This window comes from Actinoplanes lobatus, from assembly GCF_014205215.1.
Lineage (GTDB): Bacteria > Actinomycetota > Actinomycetes > Mycobacteriales > Micromonosporaceae > Actinoplanes > Actinoplanes lobatus.
Genome location: NZ_JACHNC010000001.1, coordinates 6,431,487 through 6,449,842, shown reverse-complemented (window position 1 = coordinate 6,449,842; position 18,356 = coordinate 6,431,487). Strand labels below are relative to the sequence as shown.

19 protein-coding genes and 1 riboswitch are annotated in these 18,356 nt (G+C 70.0%); of the genes, 4 read left to right on the top strand and 15 right to left on the bottom strand.

The genetic code is table 11. From position 1 onward, the window contains the following. Nucleotides 1-26: 26 nt before the first annotated feature. The 5 genes from BJ964_RS29580 to BJ964_RS29560 all read right to left on the bottom strand — a co-directional run bounded on the left by BJ964_RS29580 (nt 27) and on the right by BJ964_RS29560 (nt 4,158). Nucleotides 27-551, bottom strand: a complete 525-nt coding sequence (locus BJ964_RS29580) for a GNAT family N-acetyltransferase (protein ID WP_188123744.1) — start codon at nt 549-551, stop codon at nt 27-29. Nucleotides 552-656: 105 nt separating this feature from the next. Beyond that, a complete protein-coding gene (locus BJ964_RS29575; protein ID WP_229806801.1) occupies nt 657-1,232 on the bottom strand; it encodes a GrpB family protein in 576 nt (191 codons plus the stop codon). Nucleotides 1,233-1,354: 122 nt separating this feature from the next. Then, nucleotides 1,355-2,191 carry a hypothetical protein gene (locus BJ964_RS29570; RefSeq protein ID WP_188123743.1) on the bottom strand — a complete coding sequence of 279 codons (837 nt, stop codon included), beginning with the start codon at nt 2,189-2,191 and terminating at the stop codon, nt 1,355-1,357. A 100-nt stretch (nt 2,192-2,291) separates the two neighbouring features. Continuing rightward, nucleotides 2,292-3,320 (bottom strand): aldo/keto reductase family protein, encoded by a 1,029-nt coding sequence (locus tag BJ964_RS29565; protein ID WP_188123742.1) that lies wholly within the window; start codon nt 3,318-3,320, stop codon nt 2,292-2,294. 91 nt (nt 3,321-3,411) lie between these two features. Then, nucleotides 3,412-4,158, bottom strand: coding sequence for a CAP domain-containing protein (locus tag BJ964_RS29560; protein WP_229806792.1), 747 nt, complete (start codon nt 4,156-4,158; stop codon nt 3,412-3,414). Nucleotides 4,159-4,834: 676 nt separating this feature from the next. Further along, a riboswitch (cyclic di-AMP (ydaO/yuaA leader) is annotated at nt 4,835-5,003 on the top strand. Between the two features lie 6 nt (nt 5,004-5,009). Here BJ964_RS29560 and BJ964_RS29555 point away from each other — a divergent pair. Further along, a complete protein-coding gene (locus tag BJ964_RS29555; protein ID WP_188123741.1) occupies nt 5,010-5,597 on the top strand; it encodes a C40 family peptidase in 588 nt (195 codons plus the stop codon). Nucleotides 5,598-5,648: 51 nt separating this feature from the next. Here BJ964_RS29555 and BJ964_RS29550 read toward each other — a convergent pair whose 3' ends face one another. The 5 genes from BJ964_RS29550 to BJ964_RS29530 form a co-directional block, all read right to left on the bottom strand. Next, nucleotides 5,649-5,855, bottom strand: a complete 207-nt coding sequence (locus tag BJ964_RS29550; protein WP_188123740.1) for a heavy-metal-associated domain-containing protein — start codon at nt 5,853-5,855, stop codon at nt 5,649-5,651. A gap of 110 nt (nt 5,856-5,965) precedes the next feature. Continuing rightward, on the bottom strand, nt 5,966-7,168 hold the full coding sequence (locus tag BJ964_RS29545; protein WP_188123739.1) for a cytochrome P450: 1,203 nt from the start codon (nt 7,166-7,168) through the stop codon (nt 5,966-5,968). Between the two features lie 102 nt (nt 7,169-7,270). Continuing rightward, a complete protein-coding gene (locus BJ964_RS29540) occupies nt 7,271-8,533 on the bottom strand; it encodes an RNA polymerase sigma factor (RefSeq protein WP_188123738.1) in 1,263 nt (420 codons plus the stop codon). Further along, a complete protein-coding gene (locus BJ964_RS29535; protein ID WP_188123737.1) occupies nt 8,530-8,910 on the bottom strand; it encodes a YciI family protein in 381 nt (126 codons plus the stop codon). Before BJ964_RS29535 ends, BJ964_RS29540 begins: the two co-directional genes overlap by 4 nt. 92 nt (nt 8,911-9,002) lie before the next feature. After that, a complete protein-coding gene (locus tag BJ964_RS29530; RefSeq protein WP_188123736.1) occupies nt 9,003-10,244 on the bottom strand; it encodes an MFS transporter in 1,242 nt (413 codons plus the stop codon). Between the two features lie 46 nt (nt 10,245-10,290). Between BJ964_RS29530 and BJ964_RS29525 the strand changes: the two genes are divergently transcribed. Further along, complete coding sequence (locus BJ964_RS29525; RefSeq protein ID WP_188123735.1) at nt 10,291-11,430, top strand: ROK family transcriptional regulator; 1,140 nt, start codon at nt 10,291-10,293, stop codon at nt 11,428-11,430. Here BJ964_RS29525 and argF read toward each other — a convergent pair. The 4 genes from argF to BJ964_RS29505 are packed head-to-tail and all read right to left on the bottom strand — an operon-like array spanning nt 11,399 to nt 16,029. Continuing rightward, complete coding sequence (gene argF / locus BJ964_RS29520) at nt 11,399-12,400, bottom strand: ornithine carbamoyltransferase (RefSeq protein ID WP_188123734.1); 1,002 nt, start codon at nt 12,398-12,400, stop codon at nt 11,399-11,401. The genes BJ964_RS29525 and argF overlap by 32 nt on opposite strands. Nucleotides 12,401-12,413: 13 nt before the next feature. After that, a complete protein-coding gene (locus BJ964_RS29515) occupies nt 12,414-13,634 on the bottom strand; it encodes an arginine deiminase (protein ID WP_188123733.1) in 1,221 nt (406 codons plus the stop codon). Between the two features lie 13 nt (nt 13,635-13,647). After that, nucleotides 13,648-14,613, bottom strand: coding sequence for a carbamate kinase (locus tag BJ964_RS29510; protein ID WP_188123732.1), 966 nt, complete (start codon nt 14,611-14,613; stop codon nt 13,648-13,650). Nucleotides 14,614-14,628: 15 nt separating this feature from the next. After that, on the bottom strand, nt 14,629-16,029 hold the full coding sequence (locus tag BJ964_RS29505; RefSeq protein WP_188123731.1) for an APC family permease: 1,401 nt from the start codon (nt 16,027-16,029) through the stop codon (nt 14,629-14,631). 426 nt (nt 16,030-16,455) lie between these two features. On the opposite strand from BJ964_RS29505, the gene BJ964_RS29500 reads away from it, so the two are divergent. Then, nucleotides 16,456-16,848 carry a hypothetical protein gene (locus tag BJ964_RS29500; RefSeq protein ID WP_188123730.1) on the top strand — a complete coding sequence of 131 codons (393 nt, stop codon included), beginning with the start codon at nt 16,456-16,458 and terminating at the stop codon, nt 16,846-16,848. Nucleotides 16,849-16,903: 55 nt separating this feature from the next. Further along, a complete protein-coding gene (locus BJ964_RS29495; protein WP_188123729.1) occupies nt 16,904-17,320 on the top strand; it encodes a protease complex subunit PrcB family protein in 417 nt (138 codons plus the stop codon). Nucleotides 17,321-17,382: 62 nt separating this feature from the next. Here the strand turns inward: BJ964_RS29495 and BJ964_RS29490 are convergent, their stop codons facing one another. Beyond that, a complete protein-coding gene (locus BJ964_RS29490) occupies nt 17,383-18,288 on the bottom strand; it encodes an alpha/beta fold hydrolase (protein WP_188123728.1) in 906 nt (301 codons plus the stop codon). Nucleotides 18,289-18,356 lie beyond the last annotated feature (68 nt).

Here is an 18,356-nt window from a genome sequence, read left to right as displayed (position 1 = left end):
CGGGAGGCCCTTGCCGACACGTGAGCTCAGCCGCGGTGCTCGAAGAGTTCGTGAACGGCGTCGTAATACTTCGCTGTCCGCCCCAGAGCGGTCATGCCGAGCCGTCGGCAGACGGCCTGGGAGGCATGGTTGCCCGGATCCGTCACGGCGACGACCCTCGCCAGCCCGCGACCGAACGCATCGTTGAGGACAGCCTCCGCCGCCTCGGTGGCATAGCCGTGTCCCCAGGAGTCCGGGTGCAGGTGCCAGCCGATCTCGACCTCGCCCGGCCCGCCGGCGGATTCCCCCGCCGACAGCGGGATCGGCTTGAGCAGAAGGTTTCCGACCGGCACCCCGTCCGCCGTGGTGATCAACCAGATGCCGTGCACGGGGTGGTCGATGGCACGTCGCCGTCCGATCGAGGCGAGCGCGTCCTGCCTCGTTCGCATGATCGCCGGATGCGCGCCGAGAAAACGCACGACCTCCCAGCGCGACTCCAGATCCAGGAGGAAGCCGGCGTCGCCGTCTTGCCAGGGACGCAGCAGAAGCCGGCCGCTCATGATCGTGCGCATACCACCGAATCTAGCCAGCGCGGTTACCGCCACGGCACTCTGGAGATCGTTCGTGGTCGAGGTGCGCGTCGAGTACGGCGACGTCCGCACGTATCGAGTCGAGACTCATGCCGGTGTCGGTACCGAAGGAGACCAACCGGTGGCGGCCGCCCACTCCTCCGCGACGGTCACAACGAGGTCGACCACCGGGTCCTTGACATGCGTGTAGACCTCCCGATCACCGACCGCCTCGGCCAGAACACCCTTGAACCGCGCATACGCCGGCACCGCGTGCGGATGCGCCCGGAACCAGTCCCGGAACAGCAGGGCGAGCCGCTCGTTCGGGGCTCCGGCGACCCGGCAATGCAGGTTGACCTGCTGCTCACCGGGTACACGCCGGTTCCAGTACCGCTTGGCCCACAGGTGCGGTGGATCCGCACGACCGGCCGGCACATGATCCTGCTCGTACGGTCGCCGACAGAATCCGAGCGCGGCCAACGGTCCATCGAACGCGGCCGCGGCATCGTCGAGATCAACGACACTGACCTGTACGTCGAACACCGGCTTGGCCGCCATCCCGGGGATCGAGGTGCTGCCGATGTGATCGACCCGCAGCGCCGACGGCGCCAACGCGGCCTGCAACTCGCCGGCCAGAGCCGCTCCCTGGTGTCGCCAATCCGGGTCGTACGCGGCAATGAACATCACGGCAGCACGGTAGCGGAGCGCCACTCGCCGATCGCCGCGACGGCACGGCCACCGGCACCGTCGTGCGCCTTCATATTGATCTGTACGAGCCGCGTTGCCACGCCGCCGATACCAAGGGTTCAGCTCTTGGTCTCGATCTCCGCGCGCATGTCGGGGAAGTCGCCCTTCACGTCCACCGCGGTCTCGTAGAAGTGCAGAAACATGCCGACGCTACCTTCGTCGGCCCACCCGCAGATGGCCACGTCCTCCTGGCCGACGACGCTGTTGCCGCACTGCGCCACCCCGCCGAGTGAGCCGGTACTGGCAGCGGAGACCTGGGTCAGCTGGTTCTCGCCACTGAACGACTGGAACATGGTGTCGAGCATGCGCTGCGGATCGTCGATGTCGACCTCGGCCGCGATGACGGCGATCATCTTCTTGTCGGCCAGGGACCCGTAGAAGGCACCGAACGCGTTCGCGGCGCCCGGGTAGCCGTCCAGTTCCTTCGCCAGGTCCATGGTGAGCGAGGACAGTTCCTCGGCCTCGATCTTGGAATGACCGTTCAGCGTGTTCGGCTCACGGATGCTGATGTCGGCCTTCGCCGTTTCGCTCGGGCTGGGGCTCGCCTTCTTGTCCTGCGCGGTTCCACCGTTCCCGTTCTGGGAGAACGTCTCACCGACCAGATAAAAGACGATTCCACCACCGACGAGTACGACGAGCGCGATCGCCACCGACAACAGGGTGATCACGACCGTTCGCGACTGTCCCCGCGGCTGAGACGGGACAGCCGGCATGCCGGGCCGGCCGTAGCCGGGGTGGCTGTAGCCCGGCTGCGCATAGGTGGGCTGACCGTAGTTCGGCTGTTCGTAGAGCGGCGCGGTGTGCTGCGGCGTCTCATACGGGTCGACGGGCGGCGGGAGCGGTTCACCGGGCGACGGCGGATAGGGTGGCTGTCCGGGCGGCGGCGGGTAGGTCATCAACGCTCCAGTTCTCGAACTGTCGCTGGATCCTACCGACGGCCGGCGTCACGGCCTCTCATGACCTGGGCGGATGTGGTTTACCGGACGGCTGCGGTGATCAGGGCTTCGGGCGATTCCAGTCGGGCTTGACGGACATCATCTGGGCGGTCTTGGTGGGGTCGCGGTCGATCAGGTCGCCCAGCACCTCGTCGATCTTCGACAGTAGATCGGTGGGCAGCCGCACCCCGGCGGCGACGGCGTTCTCGGTGACCTGCTCGGGCCGGGAGGCGCCGATGATCGCCGAGCTGACGCTGCCGGGTTGCAGGGTCCAGGCGACGGCGAGCTGGGCCATCGTGAGGCCGGCCTCGTCGGCGAGCGGGCGCAGCCGCTGCACGCGGTCGAGCAACACCGGGCCGAGCACCCGGCTGATGAACTGGGGCGCACGCCCGCCGCTGGTGGCGCGGGAGTTCTCCGGCAGCGGACGGCCGGGCTGGTACTTGCCGGTGAGCACGCCCTGGGCCAGCGGCTGGAAGACCACCTGTCCGATGCCTTCACGCTCGCACAGCGGCAGCACCTGCGGTTCGATCACGCGCCACAGCATGTTGTACTGCGGCTGGTTGGCGACGATCCGGCTGCGCAGCCCGAGGTCGGCGGCGATCCGCAGGGCGGCCTCGATCTGTGGGGCGGTCCATTCCGAGACGCCGAGGTAGAGCACCTTGCCCTGGCGTACCAGATCGTCGAAGGCGATCAGGGACTCCTCGATCGGGGTGCGCTCGTCGAAGCGGTGCGCCTGGTAGAGGTCGACGTAGTCGGTGCCGAGCCGCCGCAGCGAGGCGTGGCAGGACTCGATGATGTGCTTGCGGGACAGGCCGCGGTCGTTGGGGCCGTCGCCGGTGGGCAGGCAGACCTTCGTGGCGATCTCGACCGAGGACCGGCGGACGGTGCGCAGCGCGTCGCCGAGCACCTGTTCGGCCGCGCCCTGGGCGTACACGTCGGCGGTGTCGAAGGTGGTGACACCGGCGTCCAGCGCGGCCTGGATGCAGGCGAGCGCGGTGTCCCGCGCGACCAGCTCACCGTGGGTCAACCAGTTGCCGTACGTGATCTCGCTGACGTAGAGGCCGCTACGACCGAGGCGACGATGTTCCATAGTGGATCATCCTACCGAACTGATCCGTCACCGAGGGCTGAAGCGAGATGCCCCAGCCGCACGGGGCGGCTGGGGCATCAGGCGTCAGGCGTCAGTAACCGAAGTCCTGGGTGTAGTACGGGGTGCCGTCGGCCTTGAGGACCACGCCGACACCGACCGTCTTGGACTTGCAGTTGACGATGTTGGCGCGGTGGCCGGAGCTGTTCATCCAGCCGTTGACCACCTCGGAGGCGGTGCGGTAGCCGTAGGCGATGTTCTCGGCCGACGGCTGGGCGTAGCCGGCCGCCTTGGCGCGGTCGACGAAGCTGGACCCGCCGCTGCCGGTGTGCGAGAACGTGCCAGTCTGGGCCATCCAGGCGCTGTGGTCACGGGCGGCCTGGGTGAGCTGCGCGTTGACCGTCAGGGCGGAGCAGCCGTTCTTGCCACGCTCGACGTTGATCAGGCGGTTGATCTCGTCCTGGAGGGCCTGCTCGGACGACTTGGCCGGCGTGGTGTTGCCCGGGGCGGGCGTCGTCGGCGCGGGCTGGCTCGGGGCGGGCTGGCTCGGGGCCGGCTTGGTCGGGGCCGGCTTGGTCGGAGCCGGCCACGACGGGCTGCGCTTGACCGGACCGGGGTTCCAGGAGCCGTAGCGGCCGGAGTCGTAGTTCCCGGAGCCGTACCGGCCCGAGTCGTAGTTGCCCGAGCCGTACCAGGAGCCGTACTGCCCGTAGTCGGGCTGCGTCGGGCCAGGCTTCGCCGGCGCAGCCTCGGCCGAACTCGCGATCATCGTGGTGGCACCGATCGCGGCGACCGGGGTGAGGAGAGCGGTCACGGCGAAGCGGCGAAGAAGCTGGCGCAAGAGCAGACCCTTTCGGAATGTTCCACCCGCTGTCTGCGGGCTCACCAGTCACTTCGACGAGGCGCCGGGCGCGACGATCACAGAATCGGTGTTTGCCGGTTTCCGAATGGTTGCCGCGATCGAGCCCGGGTCCCGGTGGCGTTCGCGGTCGTCTTGCGGTTGGCGGGTGCTCCGTCCGTACGAAATCGGTCTTGAGGGCCTGGAACCGCGGATGCCCGGCGTCGGGCCGAGGTCACCGGGGGTGCGAGCGCAACCGGCCGGAGGGATCTTGATGCGGAGGCGGAGGAGGCGAGTGCGGTGAACGCCCGGCTGTTGACGCCCCGGCCCGGTGGTTGCGGCATTCGGCCGCTCGGCCATGCCCGGCGGGCCGGTGAGTCGGCTCGCCCTCGACGGAGCGGATGACTGCCGGCGTAGCCGCGGAGATGACGATCCGGATTTATCGTGATCAGTTTCACACAAGATCATCACCGCGCCGTCACCACCCATGAACACAGCGTGTCGGAAAACTTCGCACCCGTCCCGCAACCGGGACGCTACTCGCCAGATCGATCGGCACCCGTGGATGTCGCGGCGGGTTGGCAGCCCCTGGACCTGGGATATCAAGGAAGGGCGGCGGGCACCTGCTCGCCGGTCGTGTCAGCACGGACCACGCCGAGCCCTGCCCCGGTCCGGCGACACGAGCCACTTGGCGAGCATGAGGCAATCGGGGGCAGGGACGGGGGAACCACATATCGATCCGGCACCGCCAGGTGACGGATCTTGGGGTGAAGCCGCCACCGTGCGGCCGGGCATTCCTTCGCGCCCGAACCCGACAGCTAACCTCGCAGGCGTGCCGGAGGGATTCCTTCACCGTGCACGTACGTACTTCGAGCCGGCACTTCCGCACCCTGGGAACCGGCACCATCGCCCTGTCCGTGGGTCTCGGTCTTCTCGCTGGAGGACTCGGCACACCGCACGCCGCCTCCGCCGCCCCACAGGCGCCGAGTGTCGCCACCGTCCGGACGAACGTGGCGGTGAGCCGCACCGTCACCGTCGAGGCCGCGGCCGGCGCCACTGCCAGCACCAAGGTCGTGACCGCGGCGCAGCCGATCGGCGCCCGGGTCGTGACCGAGGCGGCCTCGCACAAGGGCAAGCTCTACCTGTTCGGCGCCGTCGGGCCGAAGCGATTCGACTGCTCGGGCTTCACCCTCTACGTCTACAAGAAGACGGTGGGCAAGAAGCTGCCGCACAAGGCGAACCTGCAGCAGAAGTACGGCAAGAAGGTCAGCAAGGCCGACGCCCGTCCCGGTGACCTCATCATCATCCGCAGGGGCTCGTACGGCATCCACGCCGCCATCTACGCGGGCAACGGCATGATGTGGTCGGCGCCGCGGACCGGCAAGCCGGTCAGCAAGCAGAAGATCTGGAGCTCGAACTACGTCGTCCGGCGCCTGGCCTGATGACGACACTGCCCGCACCCACCACAGGGTGCGGGCAGTCGGCGTCTACGGCTACCTCGCCCGTTCGTAACCGGCCTCGTCGACGGCCGCGGCCACCGCGGTGTCGTCGACGGGCTGGGCGCTGGTGACGGTGACCGCGCCGGAGGTCAGGTCGACCTGGACACCGGTGACGCCGGGGATCCTGCCGACCTCCTCGGTCACCGAGTTGACGCAGTGCGAGCAGGTCATGCCGGTCACGGTGTAGGTCTTGGCGGCCATCACGGTCTCCTCGTCGTTGGCGAATTCCGGCGGACAGGGCGCCGCCGCCTCCCCACGATGATACCGGTACCCCCCTAGGGTATTACCGAATGGCACACGGATCTGCGCTGTCAGTTCGGTCGCAGGTCCAGCGGCAGCCGGTTCACGCTGGTCATCAGCCACGGGTTCACCTCGTCGACCGGCTCGTCGGCCGCGACCGAGATGTCCGCGTACCGCTGGAACATGATGCCCAGAGCGACCCGGGCCTCCAGCCTCGCCAGGGGCGCTCCGATGCAGAAGTGGATGCCGTGCCCGAAGGCGAGGTGCGGATTGCGGGTGCGGTGGACATCGAACCGGTCGGGTTCGGTGAACACCCGTTCGTCACGGTTGGCGGCCGCGAGCCACGGCATGACGACGGCACCGGCCGGAACGTCCACCTCGCCGATCCCGACGCCACGGGTGGTCAGGCGGGCCAGGCGAGGAAACGGCGTACGGTATCGCAGCACTTCCTCGATGGTGTCGGGTAGCAGTCCCGGGTCGTCGCGTACCGCCGCCGCGGCCTCGGGGTTCTCCTCGAAGCAGAGAATCGCGTTGCCGAGCGTCGCTGTCGTGGTGATGTGCCCGGCGAGCAGCAGCAGGCCGACGAACCCGATGATCTCCTCGTCGGCGAGGTGCTCCCCGTCGACCTCGGCCAGAATCAGTTTGCTCATCAGGTCATCGGCGAGGTCGGCGCGCCGCGCCCGGATGCGTTGCAGCAGGTAGGTGTTCATCTCCCGGATGGTCGGTACGGCCGTGTCCATCGACTCCGTGGCGGTGGCGAGGAGCGACTGTTCGGGATCGATGTTCTGCTGGTTGAACAGGTCGTCGGCCCATCGGTGGAAGATCGGCCGGTCCGATGCCGGAATGCCGAGCAGTTCCGCGATGACGATCACCGGCAGGGGGTAGGCCAACCGCTCGATGATGTCCACCCGGGTCTCGCCGCCCGCGCCGTCGAGCAATTCGTTCGTGACCCGCGCGATCCGGGGTTCCAGCAGGGCCACGACCCGTGGCGTGAACGCCTGGTTGACCAGGCCGCGCAGCTTTCGGTGCCGGGGCGGATCCATCCGGACGAAGTTGCCCTGCTCGAAGAGCGCGAAGTCCTCCTGCCGCGGCACCAGTTCGCTCAGATCCGAGGAGAAGGCGCCGGGGTCGGAGAGCACGGCGCTGGTTTCCGGGTGACCCAGCACATGCCAACAGCGTTGCTTGTCGTCATGGACGACCTGTCCCCGGCCGCGCAACCGCTCAAGCCAGGCGAGCAGATCGGCCAGCTTCGGCGCCTTCTTCGTCGAGGTCATCGGAAGCCCCTCCGCGAGCACCCTTTCGGGCCGGGCAGGAACGTAACCCTGAGGACCAACGCTATCCCGGTCCGCGTCCGTTCTGCCCCGAAGGACGCCGAATCAAGGCGCTTCGCGATCGTCCGGGCGCCGGAGCTGGTCGCGGCGGCGGATGAGGTACGCCCGTTCGGCGGCGTTGTCGGTGCGGGCGACGGCCCGGTCGTAGGCGGCCGCCGCGGCACCGTCATCGAGACGTCGCAGCAGGTCGGCGCGGGCGGCGTGGAAGGCGTGATAGCCGTCGAGGACGTCGGCGAGCCGGTCGATCTCGGCGAGCCCGGCGGCCGGGCCGTCGACCTCGGCGACCGCGACCGCCCGGTTCAGCCGCACGATCGGGGACGGGTCGAGCCGTGCCATCCGGTCGTACAGGGCGATGATCGTCGGCCAGCGGGTCTCCCGGGCCGACGGGGCCTCGGTGTGGACGGCGTTGATCGCGGCCAGGAGCTGGTAGCGCCCGGCCGGTGGGCCGCCGGCCGCCACCGCCGCGATCCGCTCCCGGACCAGCGCGGCGCCCTCGGCGATGAGGTGGCGGTCCCAGAGCCCGCGGTCCTGTTCGGCGAGGATCACCAGTTCCCCGCTGCCGGACACGCGAGCCCGCCGCCGGGCGTCGGTGAACAGCATCAGCGCGAGCAGCCCGGCCACCTCGCCGTCGCCGGGCAACAGGTCACGCAGCAGGCGGCCGAGACGGATCGCCTCGTCGGTGAGGTCGGCGCGGACCGGATCGTCACCCTCACCGGCGAGATAGCCCTCGTTGAAGATCAGGTAGACGACCGCGAGCACGCCGGCGAGCCGCTCGCGGATGTCACCGGCCGACGGCACCCGGTACGGAATGCCGGCCGCCCTGATCTTCGTCTTGGCACGGGTGATGCGTTGCGCCATAGCGGTCTCCCGTACCAGGAAGGCGCGGGCGATCTCGGCGACGGTGAGGCCGCCGAGCAGGCGCAGGGTGAGCGCCACCCGGGCGTCCATGGCGAGCGCCGGATGACAACAGGTGAAGACGAGCCGGAGCCGGTCGTCCTCGACGGGGCCGGTGGGTTCGGGTGCGCTGTCGTCGTACACGATGAGGGCCGCCTGGTGTTTGGCGTCGCGCTGGGCCTCGCGCCGCAGCCAGTCGATCGCCTTGCGGGATGCGGTGGTGGCGAGCCACCCGCCGGGATTCGGCGGTACGCCTTCGCGCGGCCACCGCTGTGCGGCGGCCGCGAACGCCTCGGCCGTCGCCTCCTCGGCGATGTCGAGATCACCGAAACGGCGGGCGAGGCCGGCGACCAGCCGCGCCCACTCCTGACGGTGGGCGCGGGTGATCGCCTGCTCGGTGGTGCCAGCGCTCATTTGTTCCCGAGGCGGCCGGCGCGGTCGGCTCCGGGACCGCGGAACCGGTGCACCTCCTGGGGCCACTCGAGCGCGGTCGCGAGCCGGCCGGCCCAGTACCGCGCCGTCGCGTCGTCGGGCACCTCCACCGCGGCGAACCCGCCGAGGTGCTCCTTGGTCTCGACGAACGGGCCGTCGGTGAAGACGGCCTCGCCGTCGACGGCCTCGACGCTGCACACCGCGGTGGACCGGTCGAGGCCGCCGTTACTGAAGATCAGCACGCCCTCGGCCAGCATCTCGTCGATCACCGGGCGGACCGCCTCGGACTTCGCGCGGATCTGCTCCTCGGTGTGGTGGGGCACCCACTCGTCGTTGAAGGTGATCAGGTACTCCGGCATGGTCGTCTCCCTCTGATACCGGTCCGGCGGACGCCGCACACCGGTTCCACGAACGGCGGCCCCTTGATACGACACCATCGCCGGAGAATCTTTCAAACGGCCCGCCGTCGGTCGAGCGCGAACCCGGTGGCGGCCAGGGCGAGGCCAGCCAGACCGAGGGCGACGCCGGCCCAGGCGGGGGCGCGGTAGCCGAGGCCGGCGGCGATGACCGCGCCGCCGAGGGCCGCGCCGAGGCTGTTGGCGATGTTCATGGCGGACTGGTTGACCGCAGCGCCCATCAGCTGCGCCCCGGGGGCGACCGTGATCAGCCGGGACTGCAGGGCGGGACCGAGGAAGAGGCTGGTCGCGCCGATCAGGAAGGCGCCGGTGAACAGGCCGGCCGTGGTGCCGGCGGTCAGGGCGAAGAGCACCGCGGTGGCGATCATCGCGGTGAAGCCGAGCAGGGTGGCGCGGTGCAGGTCGCGGTCGGCGTACCAGCCGCCGAGCGCGTTGCCGACGGTCATGCCCAGGCCCATGGCGACCAGCACCCACGGCACGGTGCCGGTGGACAGGCCGGTGACCTCGGTGGTGACCGGGGCGATGTAGCTGTTGATGGCGAAGAAGCCGGCGAAACCGATGGCGGCGGTGGCGGCGGTCAGCCAGACCAGCGGGTGGCGCAGCGAGCGCAGTTCGGCGGCGGGGGAACCGTCGGCGGCGGGCGCGTCCGGCACGGTGGCGGCCACGGCCAGCAGCGCGAGGGCGAAGACACCGGCGATGACCAGGTAGGCGATCCGCCAGCCGGACTGCTGGCCGAGCCAGGTGACGGCCGGCACGCCGACGACGTTGGCGATGGTCAGGCCGCTGAGCACGGCGGCGAAGCCGCGGCCCTCGTTGCCGGGGCCCATCAGTTTGGCGGCCAGCAGGCCGGCGGCGCCGAAATAGGCGCCGTGCGGCAGCCCGGCCACGAACCGGGCGACCAGGACGAGGGTGAATCCGGGGGCGAGCGCGGACGCGACGGTGCCGGCCACGAAAAGCACGAGCAGGGCGAGGACCAGCCGGCGGCGCGGCACGCGGGCGGTCGCGGCGGCGATCAGGGGCGCGCCGACGACGACCCCGAGGGCGTACGCGGTGACCATCCAGCCGGCGTGCGCGACGGCGTCGGACGGGGATCGGGTGTACTCGGCGCCGAGCAGGTCCTGGGCGATCTGGGGCAGCAGGCCCGCGGGGACGAACTCGGTGAGGCCGATGGCGACGGCGCCGAAGGCGAGGGCGAGCAGGGCCGGCCAGCGGCGGTCGGCGCCGGGGTGGGGAGCCACAGCGTCGAGTTCTGCAACGCTGTTGCGTATGTCGGTCATGACCCGGACTTTAGCAACGCTGTTGCGTTAGTTGTAGTGTGAGCCCGTGCACCTCGCCTTCCTCCGCGACTACCACGAGGCCCTGGTCCTCACGCTGGCCCGCACCCGGCCGACCATCGAGCGCGGCACGGTCGCCGAGGTCACCGGCCTGACCCCACAGGCCGTCTCCAAGGTCCTCGCCCGGCTGCTGGAGGAGGGCCTGATCGCACCGGCCGGGGTGCGCCGGGCCGCGATGGGCAAACCGGCCGCCATCTACCGGCTCGTGCCCGACAGCCGGTGGGCGATCGGCGCACACGTCACCCGCCGCGCCCTGCGCCTGGCCCTGACCGACCTGGCCGGCACCGTCCGGGCCGGCGTCACGACCGCCCTGCCACCCGACTTCACCCCGGAGCAGCTGCTGAGCGAACTGTCCGCCGGGGTCACCGGACTGCTCGCCGCCCCAGGGCCCGGAGGCGCGCCCCGGCACCTGGCCGGGGTCGGCATCGGCATGATCGGGCCGCTCGACCAGGCCACCGGCACCGTCCGCGACGCGCACCGGCTCCGCCACTGGCACGACATCCCGCTGGCTGACCTCGCCACCGAACGGCTCGGGCTGCCGGTCCACGTCGACAAGGACGTCACCGCCGCGGTGACCGCCGAAGCGTGGCGCCACGGCGCCGGGTTCCGCGACGCCGCCCTGATCATGGTCGAGAGCGGCGTCGGCGCCGGGCTCTGGCTCGGCGGCGCCGCCCACCGTGGCGCGCACACCAACGCCGGGGAGTTCGGGCACACCGTCGTCCAGCTCGACGGGCCGCCGTGCGTGTGCGGCCGCCGCGGCTGCCTGGAGGCCGTCCACGATCGGGCCGGCGATCCCGCGGCGGCCGCGGCCGTCCTCGGTGTCGGCGTGGTCAACCTGTTGCAGACCCTCGATCTGGGGCACATCGTCCTCGCCGGAGCCGACCTGCTCGAACACGGCGAGATCTACCGCGGGGCCGTCGAGCACGCGGTCCGCACCCAGGTCCCCCGCGCCGACTGGCTGTCCGTCGAGGTCACCCTGGCCGGCCTCGGCACCGACACGATCGCGGCGGGCGCCGCGATGCAGGTCCTGAACGCACGGTACGGCGTCCCCGATGTCCGGGTACCGGCCCGGCCGCAGCCGAACCGGTACCCGGCGGTCAGCCCAGAGTCGCGACCAGAACCGCTTTGATGGTGTGCAGACGGTTCTCGGCCTGATCGAAGACGATGCTGGCCGGTGAGTTGAAGACCTCGCCGGTGACCTCGAGGCCGGAGGTCATGCCGGTGTGTTCCATGATCTCGGCGCCGACCACGGTGTTGCTGTCGTGGAAGGCCGGCAGGCAGTGCATGAACTTGACGAGCGGGTTCCCGGTCCTCGCCAGCAGGTCGCTGTTCACCTGGTACGGCGTGAGCTGCCGGACCCGGTCGGTCCACACGCTCTTGGCCTCGCCCATCGACACCCAGACGTCGGTGTGGACGAAGTCGACGCCGGCGACCGCCTCGTCCGGGTTGTCGGTGATGGTGATCCGGGCACCGGTACGCCCGGCGATCTCCTGGGCGAGCTGGACGACGTCCTTCGGCGGGTGCAGGTCGGCGGGCCCGGCGAGCCGGACGTCGCTGCCCATCAGCGCCCCCATGATCAGCAGTGAGCGGCCCATGTTGAAGCGGCAGTCGCCGAGGTAGGCGTACGTCAGGCCGTCGTAGGGTTTGTTGCTCGCCTCGTGCATGGTCAGGAAGTCGGCCAGCATCTGGGTGGGGTGCCACTCGTTGGTCAGCCCGTTGTAGACCGGCACACCGGCGTGCGCGGCCAGTTCCTCGACGTCGGTCTGGGCGCTGCCGCGGAACTCGATGGCGTCGTACATGCGGCCGAGGACGGCGGCGGTGTCGGCGATCGACTCCTTGTGACCCAGCTGCGACCCGGACGGGTCGAGGTAGGTGACGTGCGCACCCTGGTCGAAGGCCGAGACCTCGAACGCCGACCGCGTACGGGTGGAGGTCTTCTCGAAGATCAGGGCGATCTCCTTGCCCTCGAGGTGCTTGACCTCGGTGCCGGCGTACTTGGCCAGTTTCAGCGCCTCGGCGAGCCGCAACAGGTGCCGCAGCTCCTGTGGGCTGAAGTCGATCTCTTTGAGGAAGTGGCGGTTTCTGAGGTTGAACGCCATGGAAGGTCTCCGATCAGAACGCGGGGTCGCGCTGGATGGGACAGGTCATGCAGTGGGAGCCGCCGCGGCCGCGGCCGAGCTCGAAGCCGGCGATCGGCAGCACCTCGATGCCGGCCTTGCGCAGTGCGGCGTTGGTGCTGGTGTTGCGCTCGTACCCGACGACGACACCGGGTTCGAGGGCGACCACGTTGTTGCCGTCGTCCCACTGTTCGCGTTCAGCGCCGAAGCTGTCGCCGCCGGTCTCGATGACCCGCATCTCACCGATCCCGAGAACCCGCGCCATGACCTGGGGCAGCGAACCGTCTGCTTCTTCGACGACGAGGTCGTCGGCGTCGTCGCCCGGGCGGATGGCCCAGATCCGGGCGCCATCGACGACCTGCGGGAACGCGGTGACCACGTCCCGGTCGCACATGGTGATCACCGTGTCGAGATGCATGTAGCTACGTGACTTCGGCAGCAGCACGGCCAGTACGACCCGCGCCGAGTTGGCCCGGAACAGCGAGCGCGCGATCCACAGCACGGCCTGCGGGGTGGTGCGCTCACCCATGCCGATCATCACCGCGCCGTTGCCGATCGGCTGGACGTCGCCGCCTTCGACGTTCGCGCGGCCCCAGTCCTCGTCGGCGCCGCCGAGCCAGATCGGGAACTTCTCGGCGGTGAACATCGGATGGAACCGGTAGACCGTCTCCATGATCATGGTTTCCGGTTTGCGGGCCGGTTTCGTCATCGGGTTGAGCGTGACGCCGTCGTAGATCCAGCAGGACGGGTCACGCTGGAACAGGAAGTTGGGCAGCGGCGGCAGCAGCATCGTCGTGGCCGACGCCGACTCCCACATGAGCCCGAGCGGGTTGGCCACGTCGGCCTTGGTGATCCCGCCGATCAGGAAGTCCGCGACCTGTGCCGGCTCGGCGCCGCCGACCCACTCGCGGGCCCGGTCGGCGGCGGTGATCCCCACTTCGCGTTCGTTGAGGATGTGCTCGCCGACCCACTGCTTGGCGGCCGGGTCGGCGAGCGCCTCGGTGAGCAGGGTCTCCACCTCGAACACCTCGACGCCGCGGCCGCGCATCACCTCGCAGAACGCGTCGTGCTCGGCCTCGGCCCGCTCGACCCACAGCACGTCGTCGAAGAGCAGTTCCTCGGCGTTCGACGGGGTCAGGCGGGTGTGCTCGAGACCGGGCCGGTGCACCATGACCTTGCGTAGCTTGCCGACCTCTGAGTGAACCCCGAAAGGCATTCCGATCACCTCTTTAGAGAGCGTTGGTGGGGACGGACTGAGGTTTGAGATCGTGCGGGCCGCCGTAGTCGCCGCCGGGGGTCACGACCGTGCCGGCCTTGCCGGCGAGGATCTGCTCGGCCTCGTCGAGCGCCCCGATGGCGGCCAGGTCACCGGTCAGCTCCACGAACCGGCAGACGGCCTCGACCTTCGGCCCCATCGAGCCGGCCGGGAACTCCTCGCGGCGCAGCGCGGCCGGGGTGGCCCGGGACACGACCTCGGCCTGGCTGGTGCCGAAGCCGCAGTACACCGCGGGCACGTCGGTGAGCAGCAGCAGCGCATCCGCCTCGAGCGACTCGGCCAGGACCGCGGTGGCCAGATCCTTGTCGACGACCGCCTCGACACCCTCCAGCCGGCCCGCCTCGTTGCGGACCACCGGTACGCCTCCCCCGCCGGCGCAGACCACCACCGTGCCGGCGGACAGCAGCTGGCGGATGATGCGGGTCTCGACGATCCGCTCGGGCGCCGGTGACGGGACGACCCGGCGCCAGTGCGGCCCGTCCGGTTTCACGTCCCAGCCCCGAACGGCTGCCAGCCGACGCGCCGTCGCCTCGTCGTACACCTGCCCGACGAACTTGGTCGGCGACGCGAACGCCGGGTCGGCGGCGGACACCAGGGTCTGGTTGACGATCGCCGCGACCTGCCGCCCGGGCAGGGCGTTCTGCAGACCCTGGAGCAGCCAGTAGCCGATCATTCCCTGGGTCTGCGCGCCGAGGACGTCCAGCGGATAGGGCCGTTCCAGCTCGGGGTCGTTCGCGCTCTCCAGGGCGAGCATGCCCACCTGCGGGCCGTTGCCGTGGGTGATGACCAGCTCGTGGCGGGCGGCCAGCGGGGCCAGGGCTTCGACGGCTCGGCGGGCATTCTCCTGCTGGATCGCGGCGTCGGGCTTCTGGCCGCGTTGCAGCAGCGCGTTGCCGCCGATGGCGATCACGATGCGCATGGGGATCCTTCCGGGTCAGTGGTAGGGCGGGACCGGCGGCGGTTCGGTCATCCGGGTACGCATGCGCAGGTAGACGGGTATGCCGATGAGCATGGCCGCGCCCGCCATCAGGAACGGGCTCCACACCTCGTACCATTTGTCCGCACCGGTGTTGCGGGAGCACACGATGAACAGGACCGAGAAGACCAGGGCGAGGACCGCCACCGTCGCATCGCGGGCGAAGCGGGGCGTGTGCAGTTCCCGGCGGTCACGCAGCCGCCACTTCAACTGGGCGAGCGCGGAGAACGCGTACGGGATCGCGGCGGTGATGCCGGTCATCAGCACCAGGGTGTTGAAGACGGTGGCGCCGCTGGTGCCCATGAAGCTCACCGCCATGGCGACGCTGCCCAGCACGGTCGAGGCGATGATGCTGACCGCCGGGACCCCACGGTTCGAGAGCCGGCCGAACACCTCCGGGAACAGGCCGTCCTTCGCGGCCGCGAGCGGCATCTCGGCGCAGATCATGATCCAGCCGTTGAGAGCGCCGATGCCGGAGACGATCACGGCGATGGCCACCAGCGAGCCCGCCCAGGTGCCGCCGCCGACCATCGCGTCGGCCGCCACCGAGTACGACGCCTTGTTCTCGTCCTTGGCGAGTTCCGTGGTGGGCACCGTGCCGAACACGGCGATCATCGAGAGCAGGTAGACCACCGAGGAGCCCAATGTGCCCAGCAGGGTGGCCTTGGGAATGTTGCGTTCGGGGTCGCGAACCTTCGCCGCGGCGACCGCGGCCGCCTCCACCCCGAGATAGCTGAAGAGGCAGATCGCCATCGCGCTGCCGATCGCGCTCAGATCGGACTCGCCGCTGACGTTCCACGGTGAGAAGTTGCCGGAACTGATGGCGAACAGGCCGACGGTCGACATCAGCGCCAGCGGCACGTACTTGATGATCGACGTCCACAGTTGGACGACCCCGGTGTTCTTGACGCCGCTGAGGTTCACGGCCGCCGGAATCCACAGGCCGACGAGGGCGATGACGATCGACCAGCCGGCCGCATGACCCGTGTTGACGAACTTCTCGACGTAGAAGACCCATCCCGTGACGATCGCCGCGTTGCCGGCCCATGCCGTGATCCAGTACGACCACGCGTTCATGAAACCCGTGCCGTTGCCGAAGCCGGCGCGGGCGTACGCGTACGGGCCGCCGTCGGCGGGCAGCCGCCGCGACAGCGACGCGAACATCAGCGCCAGCGCGACCGCGCCCAGCGTGGTCAGGACCATCGCGACGATACTGATCGGACCGATGGATGCCAGGGAGTACGGCAGGTTGAAGATGCCGACCCCGATGATGCTGCCCAGAATGAGCGCCGTGGCCTGCGGGAGCCCCAGGCTGGCGGCGGCCTCGGGCTTCGACGACGCTTCTCTGACCTCTGCCATGGCTCTCCCCGCAATGCTGGGTGGACATCGCATGAATGACTATTGACGTTCGTTAACCTTGCGTTTCGACTACCGTTGCCTCTCGATTCACCCGGCGCCCGTGGGGGCGCGCGCTCAGAGGCGAACCACACCTGAACGATGGCGGCCGATCCCCCCGCCTCACTTCGTCCGGAGCGGATGAATTTCGCGGCCCCGACGCCCACGGGCCTGGACTTTGGACTGGTCAAGAGCCTGCACCGGGAATCGGGGCGGGCAAATCTGTCCAGCCGTCCGTGGCGATTTCATTCTCTGCATAATTTGCGGTGAGACGGTGGACCATATTGGCCACGATCGACCATGCGGGGGTTACATGACGGTTTCGGTGTCGAGAGTGCCGCTTCCCGCTCACCCGTATCAAGAACTCAGCTGGTCCCGTAGGGTCGCGGGATGCCACGTCGACGCGGGGTGCGGTTCCTGACCGTCGGTGAAGACCGGTTCCTGTGGAACATCGGGCACCAGCACGAGGAGGTCGACGACCCGTCGAAGTACGCGCATTGCCGTGAGATCGTCGTGATCCGCCGCCACCGGTCACGGGGACGGCTCGAGATCGTCTTCCGCGCCGGCCCTGGTCGCCTCGTCCCGGACGGGATGGTGGAAAGCGGCGCGGTGATGGGCGGCGCCGGCCGGTGGTTGAACCTTCACGAGCCCGGTACGGTGCGGGCGTTGCTGGACGAGGCGCTGGACGGTGGGTGGCGGCCGGACCGGCCGGATCCGGTCGAACTCGACGGATGGGCGCTGTTCGACACCGTCTTCGCCCGCCGCGGCGCGCCCACGGCGTAGGGCCGACGACGCGACGTACTGTTCGGACTGTCGCGAACGCGGTTACAGTGACCGAATGGTCGAGGGCCTGCTTCCGTTCCGGGACATCGGCAGCCTCGTGCGGCCGAGGCAGGACCTCTCGGAAGGCCTGCATGTCGTCCGCGACGCGGACGAGTGGGCCCGGCACTGGGCGAAATCATCCTCTGGTTCGTCGTTCGGGCCCCCGGCGGCGGCAGTGGACTGGCAGACCGAGATGTGCGTGGTCGCCGCGCTCGGGACGCGCCCGAGCGGCGGCTATCAAGTCCTGATCAATACGATCGAGGTCGTCGGCGGCGGGCTGACGGTCGTCGCATGGGAGATCCGGCCCGGCAACTGCGTGGTGACGTGCGCCCTCACGCATCCGTTCCACGCCGTTGCGACGCCTGCCCGCACCGCCCCGGCCAGCCTGATCAAGCTCGTCGCCGAACAGGACTGCGAGGCGACCGACTACTGATCAGGTGTTACCGCCGGAGCACTCTCATCAGCGCCTCGGCGCGCGTACCCCGGATGGGTCTTTCAAATCTGGGCGGTCTCGTCGGCGTGGGCTCGGATCTCGCGGGCCACGGTGGGCCAGATCTCCCGGGGGAGGTCGTGGCCGGTGCCGGGCAGTTCGACGTAGCGGGCATTCGGCACCGATGCGGCGATGCGGCGGCCGGCGGCGGGGCGGATCAGCGGGTCCTGCTCGCCGTGCAACACGAGGGTGGGGACGCGGAGGTCGCGCAGGCGCGGGCCGCGCCAGGTGGCGCTGGTCTGCCGGGCCTGGGCGCGGCTGTCGCGGACGCCGCTGGGCAGCCCGGCGTCGAGTTCGCGTTCGACGCGCAGGCGGGCGTCCTGCTCGTCGAACGGATAGCCGGGCGAGGCGACCGCCCGTAACAGGTCCAGGCCCGCGGCCACGTCTCCGTCGCGGCCGGCGGGGTGGCGCATCCGGGTCAGGCGCGCCAGGAACGGCAGGCGCACGTAGCGGAGGACGGCGGCGCCGCGAACGTCGCTGGGTACGGCGGCGTACGAGGTCAGGGTGTGCACCCGGCCGGGGTGGCGTAGTGCGGTGCGCTGGGCGACCAGGCCGCCCTGGGAGACGCCGAACAGGTGGGCGCGCTGCCAGCCGAGCGCGTCGAGGACGGCGACCGTGTCGTCGGCCATGTCCTCGGCGGTGTAGGCGGGCGGGCGGCGGCGCAGCAGGGCGGTGACCGGGTTGCCGGCCGGAGCGTCGTCGAAGCGGGTGGAGCCGCCGGCGTCGCGGCCGTCGAACGAGACGACGCTGAATCCGGCGTCGATCAGCGCGGCGACCATGCCGTCGGGCCACCAGAGGCGGGAGACGCCGAGTCCCATGAGCAGCAGCAGCGGCTCGCCGCCGGCGCCGCCGAGGTCGTCGACCGCGAGGCGTACGTCGCCGTTGCGCGCGGTGTACGGGGTCCTGGTCATCGTTGCCTCACTCATTCGGGAACAGCGTTCGCGAACACTGTACTCGGAACGATAGGGTGGGCACAACG